A 12,089-nucleotide genomic window follows, 5' to 3' on the forward strand; every position below is an offset into this window, starting at 1 on the left:
CTGCTGTTCTTTATGTCATTCCTGCTGTTCCTTATGTCATTCCCGCGTAGGCGGGAATCCAGACTTTTTATTGTCATGTTGAACTTGTTTTAGTATAACAATAAAAATATCCTGAAATAAATTCAGGATGACATAAAATACATTTCTACTAACTCTAATACCCAGAAGGTTTAATAGCCATGTGAGGTAAAAGATTATTATTTATAATCGTTTTATTTGCTCCGGTTAAAACCTCTTCTGCTACTTCTAAATATAAACGATCTCTGGTTAACTGTTTATTCATCGCATATTGTTTATAAACAGCGTTAAATCTCTGGCTATCTCCTTCGGCTTTTGAAATTATTTCTGCTCCGTAAGCTTCTGCCTCTTGTAAAATTTTTGCCGCAAGCCCTCGAGCTTCCGGTAAAATTTTATTATTATAAGCTTGAGCTTGGTTTATTTCTCTTTCCTTATCGGCTTTGGAAGTCTGCACATCTCTATAAGCGTCTATTACTTCAGCCGGCGGTTCTGCTTTTAACAATTGCACCATTTCAATATTAACCCCAGCATTATAGCTATCTAAGATTTTTTGTGCTAACGTTTCAATTTTATAAGTAATCTCTTGTTTTTGATCTGATAATACCCAAGAAATAGGAGTATTACCGATTATTTCCCTAACAGCACTTTCAACGGTAGCTTTGACCGATTCTTCAGGTTTTAGTATATTAAAAGCAAATTTTTCTAGGTCGTTGATATGCCACATTACATCACAATTTAAAGCAACAATATTCTCATCGCCCGTTAGCATTATGCTTTCACCTGCTATATTTTTAGTATTATCATTGCCGCTTTTACCTAAATTGCTTGTTCGGTAGCCTATTTCAATCCTCCGAGATTGATTAACTTTTTCTATTATTACTGTTTCAAACGGTGTAGGTAATCGATAATTAAGACCCGGAAACCCTTTGCGTACAAAGCGTCCGAATCTTATTACGGCAGCTTCTTCTCCTTCTTTTACTTCATAAATACCGGAGGCAAGCCACAACGCTAAAAGTGCAAATATCGCTAAAATTACAGCTTTACTACTAAAATTAAAGTTAAATTGAAATTTATTTAAATCAAACTGATTTTTTCGTGGCCTGGTGAATATGTTATTATTATTTTCTTCCGAATCTTTCCATGGAGATTTTTTGAAAAATTGAATATATTTTTTATCAAACATTTTTTTATATTTTAACTTAAAGACACGATTATTATATATACTATATTAATTTCTGAAATACAAACAGTATACTAGGTTCTATGAACAAAATTTAAAATAATCTATTTTGGTCCTTTTTTGCTGCAAATTATAAGATTTTTTTGAAATAGGAATAACTATTCTAACAAAAATCTTATTAATTTTCGCTAAAAAATACCCTAAAATATAAATAATTAAAATTTTGTTCGTAGAACCTGACTAAATATGACTTCAAAAGGAAACTTACTCATGACTGACTTGAATAAACAACAGATTTTTAATAAACTTCAGAATATTATATTTAAAGACGGCACTAATTTAACTACGATCATCTCGGAGATAATTATTAAAGATCATAATATAGGTTTTTCAATTGATATATCTGACCAACCTGCTGGGGAAGCACAGGAAGTAAAAGCGAAAGTAATAGATAAGCTTAATAAAATTCCCGGTGTTGGCAAAATAACAATTATCTTCACCGGTAACAAAAATATAGATAAAAAAACTCAAAAAGTTAAATATTTTATAGAGAACGTAAAAAAAGTAATATTAGTTGCATCCGGCAAAGGCGGTGTTGGCAAATCTACTATTGCCGCTCTAATTGCTCAGCAATTAAACAAGGAAGGATACCGGGTTGGAATAGCCGACGCCGATATTTACGGTCCGTCAATTCCACAAATATTTGGTGTAAGCGGAGTACCGCAAACAATGAATGGCCGAATAATTCCCTTGATGTCTCACAATATTCAAATTATTTCTATTGGCTTTTTTGTTAAAGATTATTCGGCGATTATTTGGCGTGGACCGATGACTAGCAAAACTGTCTATCAATTACTATCGGTAACTAAATGGGATAACCTTGATTATCTAATCATCGATATGCCCCCTGGTACCGGCGATATTCACTTGAGTATTTTAGAAAATTATCATTTAAATGGCGTGATAATTGTCACTACTCCGCAAAAAATGTCGCAAATAGATGTAATTCGCTCTATTGATTTATACCGAAAGTTAAGCCTGTCTGTATTAGGTATCATTGAAAATATGAGCTACTTAAATGATCCTGCTTCTGGAAAAATTTTAAATATATTTGACGGTAATAGTGGCGAATATTTTTCAAAAGAATATAATATACCTTTAGTGTGTAAATTACCTATTATGCCCGAGCTGGCAAATGCTTGCGATCAAGCTTTAAGCCTTACCGACATAGTAAACATACCAGGGCTTTGTTTGTGAAGTAGGATTCTACAAACGTCATTGCGAGCTACCTTCGGTCGCACAGCAATCTAAAAACAGCAATCTAAAAACTTAATAAAAAGAAATATGATTATTTGGGTACTCGGTGATAATATAGTCGGTAATACCAACCAGGCTATAGCACTAGCGGAAGAACTGGGAGGAAAATATACGCTAATAAAACTAGAGTATACTTTTTTTGGTAAATTACCGAATTTTTTACTTAAAAAAAAACCTATTCATATCAAAAATAAATTATTGAAATCTTTAGCAACCAAAGCTTTTCCTGATATAATAATTACTGCCGGTAGAAGGACGGCGGCGTTTGCGTTTTATCTAAAGAAAAAATCTAATAATAAAATAAAGCTGATTCAATTAATGCAGCCAGATATTCCTTATAATGAATTTGATACCGTAGTCTTACCTAACCACGACAAACTTGCGTATCAATCCTCAAATGTTATAAGAATTACCGGAGCACTTACTGGCGTTTTACCGAAACTACCCGCTGCCGCTAAAGCATTGCATAAAAACTATCCTAATCTTGAAAAATTCATAGCCATTATTATCGGCGGGAATAATAAATACTATAAGTTTAGTGATGAGGATGCTTTGTTATTAGCTTCATTATTAATTAGAGTAAATAACACTCGAAAACTAACTTTCTTTATTAGTTTTAGCAGACGTACCCCGAAATCAGCGAAGTTAATTATCAAAAGCAGCCTACCCTTATCTACAATTATTTACGATCCTACTAAAAACGATGAATTTAATCCGTATTTAGGCATGCTGTCCCAAGCGGAATATATAGTCTCTACTGCCGATTCGATTTCAATGTGTAGTGAGGCCGCAGCTAGTGGTAAACCTCTATATGTATTTTGTCCTGCTAGCTTTAAATCCCCTAAGCATCAAGCTTTTATCCAGCAGTTAGCACAACAGAAAATAGTAAAAATTCTTGATAAATTTACTACTGTTTTAGAAAAATATAATTACACGCCTCTTAATGAAGTTAAAAAACTTGCTGAAATTATTAAAAAGAAATTTTACGAGAAAGCCGAATGAGCTACCAAATATTGTTTTTCAAGGCTACTGCGGACAAATATTCAGAATGTTAGAGAAAGACACAGTAAATATATTAGATATTATTTACCTTGTCTTTCTCATATTATTATCTACTTTACTATCCCCTTACCTAGCTTCTTGGGCTTTTGATTTTTCTGGGGAATAACAGCGGGAGAATTATCTTTCTTTATAGTTTCTCTTATTTTTTCTATAGAGGTTAAAATATTCTTTCTAGCATCCTTAATTGCATTTATATAAAAATGCATTTTCTTTTTCTCTTCTTCGAAAACTGTTTTATTTCCTATATTTATAACAGCTTTAAAAGCATGCTTTACAATATTAGAGATATTTTTAAAAGTAGGAGAATTATCTGTTTTTATAATTTCTTCACACCATTTGTCTAAAGTTTTTAATTTTTGTTTTACAGGCACAATGTCTTCTTGACTATGAATATTTACAATGTCGTCTACTTTTTCTTTAAACTCTTTATGATTTCGGCTTTGTTTTAGATCTTCTATTATATCACCTTGTATTAACTCTTTAAGCCCGTCAATTATACTTGGTATTCTCTTCTCTTCGGCTAATTCTTGTGATAAAATATCTTTTATAGAGTTATATTTTTCAAGTTGGGGTAAACTATTTTTATTAGACCGTGCACTTTGCATAGATGACAAAGCTTCTAAAACTTTTGCTTCTAATTCCTGTTCGTTTAATTTAATAGCTTTATCTTTTTCAAGCTCAGTGAGCAGATCCTTTATATCTTGTTTATGAATTATAAAATCTTTTAAAGTACTTACAGTAGATAAATTATCATCTTTTAATCTTTTATTTACTAATTTTAATAATTTCTTTAAATTATTCTCTGTATTATTTTTATCTATTCCCTCAAAAAAATTTTTAACTTCATTGTACGTTACTTCATTTTTATTTAATAAGGTTAACTCTCCTCTTTTTTTAACAAATCCATATTCAGATATATCTTTTTGCTTTACCTTTGCTAATAATTTGCCGATTTCGGTTGTTTTAGGATTCCATGGTATTAGTTTTCCATTTTTTACTATAGTCATAGGTAAATCCATACCATATTTCTCAGAAACATAATATTTTGCTTCTAAAGCAGATAATTTATGGCTGGGGTCGTCATCCTGTAAAGCTATTCCAATTAATCCTTTAGGATATAAATTAGCTATTATTTCATTATAATCTTTTTGAGGATTATCTTTTAAAAAACCCTTGTACGTTTTTATAAATTCTTTTTTTGATTGCGTTTGAACAAATTTTTTGCTATCAATTTTCATATTAAAAAAATCTTCTGTTCTACGTGCGTTATCTGTCCAAAAGTCATGGGGCATAAAATGTCTAATTGTAGACTCATCTGCATTATATAATAAGCCTATACCTGTGTGAAATAGAGATATATTGACATCTGGTACTAGAAGGGTCGCACTTCTTCCTCTGTTACCGTCACGTTCCATATTTTTATAATCTCCATCTAGACGATATTGATGTAGGTACTTAGTTTCATCGCTAACCTCTCCGGTTCGTGCTATTATATTGGATTCTTTAAAGAGTTCTTGTAGTTCCTTATTGCTTAGTTTTTTATTAATATTTTTAGAACCTTGCTCCATTTTATCTAATGCAGTTTCACCAATTTTATTTTTAATATTTATATCAGCTCCTAATTCTATTAATTCTTTAATCATTTCAGAATTTTGCGTTGCTGCAACAATATGCAAGACAGTATCACCATTTGCATTCCTGGCATTTATGTCAAATCCAATTTTTTGAAAATCTTCTATTATTGCAAGTTGATTATTTTGGGCTGCTATATGTATTGGTGTATTGCCTTGCTTGTCAATAGACTGAGATAGTTCTTCTTTATTAATAGGATTTTGCTTTACTAAATATTCTAATACTGCTTTATTTCCTCCGATAGCTGCTAGATGTAAATAATTTCGTCCATTTTTGTCATCAATTTTATTTAAAAATTCCTGTTTAAATAAATACTTTGTTGCAACAAAATTACCATGTTCTAATGCTTGACAAAATAATTCATAGCTGTTTTCCTTAATCTTAGCCCCTTCATTTATTAACAATTCAAATATTTTAGGATTTTTAATACGAATAGCATAATCTAAAGGAGAAAAACCATAGTAATCCACTGCGTTAGGGTTAGCTCCATTTTTTATTAACTTCAGTACTGCATTGTAATTATCTTTAATATTAATATTACGCTTATTGGCATAAAGAATAGCATTATGTAAAGGAGTGCGTCCTAGCCTATTTTTGGCTTCTATATTTGAACCTGCTTTTAATAAAATTTTTACCATTTTTGGAGCTCTTGCCATGTGTAATGCAGTGTTTCCGGTTATTTCTTGAGCTTGAACGTCAATATTATGACTAATTAATATTTCAGCCGTCTTAATATTATTATCCTCAGCAACATAATGTAATAATGTTCTTTTGAATTTTCCTATAGTAGTACTAATATCAATTTCAGATTTTAATAAGATTGGAAAGAGTTTATTTAATAAGGGATAGAACTTACGTGGACTCATCGTAGATACATCTACCCCTGCTTTCAATAATAATATATATGTTTCATCGCTTACGGATTTATTATCCATAGCTAAGTCAAATAGATTTTTTCCTTGCCGGGTTTTAACATTTATATTTGCTCCAAAACCAATAAACAATTTTATTAATTCCGGATTATTATTTATGATAGCATACTGTAATGCTGTCTTTCCCGACTTATCCACTGCATTTAAATCTATTAGATCACTCAAACTTATTAGTTTTTTAACTTTACTTAAATGGTTATCACGTACAGCTTTTAGAAATTCCTCACTCATGTTACGCCTTTTAATTAAAAAAATAATATAATAAATTATTATAATAATATGATAAATTATTAAATGAATATTGCAACTACTAACTATACATCTTTATAATCATATATTCTTACCATCAACTATATAATAGCACCAAAATAATATTTTAATATTGATGCAAATTTAGATTAAAATATCTATAATCTTATTTAAGAATTAGGTTCTGTGAACAAAATTTAAATTAATCTATTTTAGTTCTTTTTTGCTGCAAATTATAAGATTTTTTTGAAATATGAATAACTATTCCTACAAAAATCTTATTAATTTTCGCTAAAAAACATCTTAAATTTTGTTCACAGAACCTAGTACAATTACAGAGATAAAAAATGAAACAAAAAATTTATGAATTAAAATCAGACCCACAATCTTGCTTTTCAATAGGCATAGCTTGTAGAAATCAAAATGACCCAATTACCGGCGTATTTGTAAATACTGACCCCTCTAATTCCATAATGTGCCGTGAATCTGAATTTCAAGCAAGAAAATTTGAATTGCTGATTAAGGAGAAACGAGGAAATGAAATATTAGATATCGCCAATGATTATAGTAAAAAGCAACGCTATCCTTTGCTGGAATTTAAATCTGCACAGAATGTAGTCGAATATATAAGAAATCTAAAAGAATCAGAAGCATCAACATTTACAAGAGCAAGCGGTTTGAATAAATTAAATCCTGGCGGGTGGATTGGGAGAGAGAAGCATAATATAATGGCTGATATTCAAAAAGATTTTATTAGAGATGGTGGTGAAAGAGGCAAACAATATGCAACAACAGCACTTGCCATGGTCAATTTAGGGATAGGAATTATTGAAAGCAGTAGTAAAGATGGATATTGGGGCATAATAGCAAAATATGTTAATGAAAGTGGAAAAGGAGAAAATGAATTAGGAACTATTCATACAATAATAGGTAAGGAGTTACAAGTAGCAGCTAAAAACGCTCTAGGAGATAAATTTACATATAATGGAAGGGAAATAGACTTAAAGGACGTGGAAGAAAAGCACAAGGAGATTGAGAAAGCAATATCTGATAAAAAACTAAATATGATGAACATTAAATATAATAATGACAAAACATACACTATTGAAGCTTCTCCGATAACATATAGCAAAAAGCAGCAACAAGTTAAAGAACATAGTGTTGTGCAACAACATAGCAAAGGCAATAATGTCTCTCCCCCTTCTTCTACGCCGAATTATCTTGCTACTACTCAAAGCAAAAGACATGCAAGATGGTAAGAATATGTCTAACTTTAACCTTCAAATATCAAGCTTTTATTAGGTTCTGTGAACAAAATTTAAGTTATTTATATTTTAAGATATTTTTTAGCGAAAATTAATAAGATTTTTGTAGGAATAGTGATTCATATTTCAAAAAAATCTTATAATTTGCAGCAAAAAAGAACTAAAATAGATTAATTTAAATTTTGTTCACTGAACCTAGACAGTTAGTAACGCAAAAAGTAACAAAAATTTTATATATACTCAGAATAAAAGTAGATACTAAAGGTTTAGGTTTGCTAACACTAAAACCTGAAAATCTTGATTATATGCTGCGTCCGCCCTTTGATACTTTCGTGAATTTGCCAGAAAATGGCGAATGGCTGGGGCGGGAGGGATCGAACCTCCGAATGACGATATCAAAAACCGTTGCCTTACCGCTTGGCTACGCCCCATTTTAGAGTCGTTACAAAAATAGAATTGCTTATGTCATTTCCGCTCTAGGTGAGGAACCCAGTAGATGTCACTGCGAGCGGGTGTTGTTGCGTACGATAATGTCCTAAATCGTGTCATTCCCTCGAAAGAGGGAATCTACTTAACAATGTAACAACATATAGTAAGTTAGATACCAGCTTTCGCTGGTATGACACCAAAAACTTGATCCACGCAACAATGCTCACTCGCGATGACGAGTATGAAAATTATTCTGGATTCCCGTTTGAACTAGAATGACATCGAAAACGTTTTTAGCATTCATATAAACACTAACTATAAAGGTTTATAGCAATAAACATTATTACAGTCAAATATAATAATAGCTATTCTATGAAAAAATTTATCTGTTTATCTAACCACATCTTAGCATTGTGCGATAATAAGGAATAAATTTTAGATTTAATTTTTTGATAATATTGTTTTATATAATTTATTTGGTCAATATTTAGCATGGCGCCCTCAATTAGCTCCTTAGCATAAGGCACTAAGCTTAAAGTCTCAAATTCTAACCATTCATTATTTTCTTTAACATACATTAAATTCTCTATTCTAATACCGAAATTATTCGGTATATAATAGCCCGGTTCATTCGATAAAATCATTCCTGGCTGTAAAATAATTTGGTTGCGTAAGCTTATACTTTGCGGTCCTTCGTGAACGCTTAAAAAACTGCCAACCCCATGTCCTGTACTATGTGGATAATCTAAATGATCTTGCCATAAATATTGCCGAGCTAATATATCGAGATTGCTTCCTGTAATTCGACTTTTAGGAAATTTTGCATTTGCTAAGGCAATATGACCTTTCAAAACCTGCGTATAACGTTTCTTCTGCTCGCTTGTCGGCTCACCTATTACAATTGTCCTGGTTATATCAGTTGTACAGCCTAAATATTGCCCCCCGGAATCAATTAGTAATATCCCCTCTCCTGCAATTTTTTTGGCGTTTTGGCGGGTTGCCTGATAATGAATAACTGCACTATTTTCTTTAAAACCACAAATGGTTGGAAAGCTATCACTTATATAATTGGCCTGTTTACTTCTATATACTGTTAATTTCTCCGCCAACTCATACTCGGTAAAGTCAGATAAATTATTAAGGCTATCAAGCTCGGCAAAAAATTCACATAATGCTACTGCATCATTAACATGGAAATTAATCGCATGCTGAATTTCTATCTTATTTTTACAAGCTTTAAATAGCTGGCAAGGGTCTACAACCTTTTTAACTTCTTTGTCAGCTATCAAATCCATTATATGGATCGATAGAAAATTATTATCAACAAGGATTTTTTGACTATTTTTCAATAAAATATTTTCAAACTCATTTTCCGGTAAAATTGTTATTTCAGGGCGAGCAGTAATAATTTCCTTATCAATTCTTGCAGAATTTATGAATAAGTATAATTGCTCGTTAGTTAGTATTACCAGGGAAAACATCAAAGGAGAGTAAGCAACATCACTTGCACGCAGATTTAATAACCAGCATATAGAACTAGCATCGGTAATAATTAAGGTATCACTTGAGTTTTCTATCAAAACTTTTCGACATTTTTCTATTTTTTCCTTATGAGAAATACCGGCAAATGCGATATCGTGTAAATATACTTTAGAAGCCGGCACACTAGGCTGATTTTCCCAAATCTGATCAACTAAATTACCAGTAATTTTATGTAAAGGCGTTTTTAAATTACTAAAAAGCCGAGATTTTACCAGATAAGTGAAAAGTTCAGGATCATAACCTAACATGGTATTTTCCTTTATATAATTTCCCCAGGGAAATGAATAGATATCCTTGAGATCAAAAATTTGAAAACTACTTAAATCAAGCTCTCTAGCCGCTTGCTCCAGATACCTACCGTCGGTAAAAAATAAAGCCATATCTTCACAGATTACCGCTAGCCCGTTTGAACCCGTAAAACCCGTAATATACTCAAGCCTTTTAGCATATTCAGGCACGTATTCACTCATATATTTATCGTTAGACGGAATAAAATAACCATTTATGCCGCATTCTATAAATAACTTTCGTAAAAATTCGATATTCTTTTTAATCATTTCATTATTATTTTCATTAAAAAAGTACCATTAACTGAATTATTTTTGAGGAATTTTTAGGCAAAATGCAGACGAGGAGCGCAGCGTACTTTTTCGTACGTGAGCACCGCAGTCAAGTTTTAACGACAAAATCACCAAAAAGAATCTGTTAATGGTACTTTTTTTTTTGATACCAGAAAAAATATACAGGCAAACCGCTAAAAGTAAACATACTAGCGATGATTAAAGTTTTTACAGGGGTTTCGTAAATAATCCAACCGCAAAAAATAATCGATAAAATGCCGATTAGTGGATAATAGTAAGCAAATTTTTCTTTTGAGTTAAAGAGTATTTTTAAAAATGCTATGCCGCAAATCAGATAAACGAATAAAAAAGCAATTACCGACATATCCATTATTTGAGTAATTTGTTCAGAAAAACTCTCATTAGCCGTAAAAATTAATAACGGCACAATCCCTGCGCAACTTATAATAAGCCCCCACATAGGTGCATCATTAATATTTTTTTTGGCAAATAAGCGGGGCATTAACCCGTCTTCCGCAAGCCCTAAGGCAATTTGCCCGCTGGTTAATACCCAGGCATTTAATGTGCCGATACAAATAACCGATGCTATCAAAGAAATTAATAGATGCCAACTGCCACCGAATAGTAAACGCGCTGCATCAACATACGGCGCTTTAGAATACATTAACTGCGCGCCGGGAATCAAACCCATTATCCCAATACTATTAATAAGGTATAAAGCCGCCACGCAAACAGTGCCGAGTACTATGGCACGGGGGATAGTCTTGGAAGGATTAATTACCGCGCCCGCCGAAGTAGTGGCGCACTCAATGCCAATGAAGCCCCAAAAAGTTAATAGCGTTACCCTACCCATAAGTTCCGCCATACTTAAATTATTCACTTTTTTATCAATAACAAAATTATTAACATCAAACCGACATAGCGCACATATGGCCACTATCAATAAAGGAATAAATTTTAAAATGGTTAGCCAAAACTCAGCACGCCCAGCAAGTTCTGGACCTTTTAAATTTAAAGCGGCAATGGCAATTAATAACGATATTTCAAGAAATAAATAAACTAAATTTGTTTGCTCGCCGATTAAAGGAGTTAAATAACCAATTGCTGAAATAATTACCGCGCCGGAGCTGACAAAGGAAATAATCCAGTAAGTCCAACCGATAAAAAAAGCCGCAAAATTACCGAATGCCTCCTGGACGTATACATGCGGCCCCCCGGTTTTCGGGAATCTAGCGCATAAAGTGGCAAATAATAATGCAATACTAATGGCACCGCAGGAGGATAATATCCAACCCCAAACACTATATATTCCGAAAGGAGCTAAACTTGCTGGTAATATAAAAATTCCCGTACCGATTTGGCTGCCGGTTACCAAAGCGAAAACCGACCAGAAACCAAGTTTTTTTAACATACATTTTGTTTTTTATTATTTATGAATGCGAGCGAAGCGAAGCAATTTATTGTATAAGATTGCCACGTTGGCACTTTGTGCCTTCTCGCAATGACGACCGGAGTATTCTAGTTGCCGCGCTCCTTTTAATCGTTCGCAATGACGATTAAAGTACTAGTATACCGACAATATCCTCTCAATCGAAAAATATAGAAAAAAATAGTATTATGCAATACATTATCTAGGAAAAACAATTATTAAAAACTGGTAATAATACTTTCTTTAAGGTAACTTATGGAATCTTGTGCTTAAAATATCATTACTTTATTAATATTCAGTAATTTAGATATGAAGATAGTTTATATTATTGAAAAGCTTTTTTAAAGTCATCAAACTGTTGTTTAAGACAAGGTAACTAAGTAATTTAAATTATCTAGGGATAAAAATCATTTTAAACTAAAAAGATTACTATTTTTCAATTAAAAATATATT

The 12,089-nt window shown here is 32.0% G+C and carries 7 protein-coding genes and 1 tRNA gene; 3 read left to right on the forward strand and 5 right to left on the reverse strand.

Translation table 11 applies throughout. The features are described from left to right. Positions 1-154 precede the first annotated feature (154 nt). Positions 155-1,201 (reverse strand): FtsH protease activity modulator HflK, encoded by a 1,047-nt coding sequence (gene hflK, locus OTR29_RS03885; protein ID WP_422229352.1) that lies wholly within the window; start codon positions 1,199-1,201, stop codon positions 155-157. A gap of 267 nt (positions 1,202-1,468) precedes the next feature. Here hflK and OTR29_RS03890 point away from each other — a divergent pair, with 267 nt between their 5' ends. Both OTR29_RS03890 and OTR29_RS03895 read left to right on the forward strand, forming a co-directional pair. Further along, the gene (locus tag OTR29_RS03890) at positions 1,469-2,455 is read left to right on the forward strand and encodes an Mrp/NBP35 family ATP-binding protein (protein WP_422229515.1); all 987 of its coding nucleotides are present in this window, start codon (positions 1,469-1,471) and stop codon (positions 2,453-2,455) included. An 87-nt stretch (positions 2,456-2,542) separates the two neighbouring features. Beyond that, entirely contained in the window at positions 2,543-3,517 is a 975-nt protein-coding gene (locus tag OTR29_RS03895; protein ID WP_422229353.1) for a mitochondrial fission ELM1 family protein, read from the forward strand. 110 nt (positions 3,518-3,627) lie between these two features. Here the strand turns inward: OTR29_RS03895 and OTR29_RS03900 are convergent, their stop codons facing one another. Next, positions 3,628-6,372, reverse strand: a complete 2,745-nt coding sequence (locus OTR29_RS03900) for an ankyrin repeat domain-containing protein (protein WP_422229354.1) — start codon at positions 6,370-6,372, stop codon at positions 3,628-3,630. Between the two features lie 365 nt (positions 6,373-6,737). On the opposite strand from OTR29_RS03900, the gene OTR29_RS03905 reads away from it, so the two are divergent. Then, on the forward strand, positions 6,738-7,649 hold the full coding sequence (locus OTR29_RS03905; protein WP_422229355.1) for a hypothetical protein: 912 nt from the start codon (positions 6,738-6,740) through the stop codon (positions 7,647-7,649). 362 nt (positions 7,650-8,011) lie between these two features. Here the strand turns inward: OTR29_RS03905 and OTR29_RS03910 are convergent. The 3 genes from OTR29_RS03910 to OTR29_RS03920 all read right to left on the reverse strand — a co-directional run bounded on the left by OTR29_RS03910 (position 8,012) and on the right by OTR29_RS03920 (position 11,618). Next, a tRNA-Gln gene (locus OTR29_RS03910) sits at positions 8,012-8,086 on the reverse strand. A 363-nt stretch (positions 8,087-8,449) separates the two neighbouring features. Then, positions 8,450-10,183, reverse strand: coding sequence for a M24 family metallopeptidase (locus OTR29_RS03915; RefSeq protein ID WP_422229356.1), 1,734 nt, complete (start codon positions 10,181-10,183; stop codon positions 8,450-8,452). A gap of 148 nt (positions 10,184-10,331) precedes the next feature. Next, on the reverse strand, positions 10,332-11,618 hold the full coding sequence (locus OTR29_RS03920) for an APC family permease (protein ID WP_422229357.1): 1,287 nt from the start codon (positions 11,616-11,618) through the stop codon (positions 10,332-10,334). Between the last annotated feature and the right edge of the window lie 471 nt (positions 11,619-12,089).

It is taken from the genome of Rickettsia endosymbiont of Halotydeus destructor (assembly GCF_049278075.1).
Lineage (GTDB): Bacteria > Pseudomonadota > Alphaproteobacteria > Rickettsiales > Rickettsiaceae > Rickettsia.

Coding starts and splice junctions, on each gene's coding strand:
- OTR29_RS03895 (WP_422229353.1), top strand. CDS start 2,543: ATGATTATTTGGGTACTCGGTGATAATATAGTCGGTAATACCAACCAG.
- OTR29_RS03905 (WP_422229355.1), top strand. CDS start 6,738: ATGAAACAAAAAATTTATGAATTAAAATCAGACCCACAATCTTGCTTT.
- OTR29_RS03915 (WP_422229356.1), bottom strand. CDS start 10,183: ATGATTAAAAAGAATATCGAATTTTTACGAAAGTTATTTATAGAATGC.
- hflK (WP_422229352.1), bottom strand. CDS start 1,201: ATGTTTGATAAAAAATATATTCAATTTTTCAAAAAATCTCCATGGAAA.
- OTR29_RS03920 (WP_422229357.1), bottom strand. CDS start 11,618: ATGTTAAAAAAACTTGGTTTCTGGTCGGTTTTCGCTTTGGTAACCGGC.
- OTR29_RS03900 (WP_422229354.1), bottom strand. CDS start 6,372: ATGAGTGAGGAATTTCTAAAAGCTGTACGTGATAACCATTTAAGTAAA.
- OTR29_RS03890 (WP_422229515.1), top strand. CDS start 1,469: ATGACTGACTTGAATAAACAACAGATTTTTAATAAACTTCAGAATATT.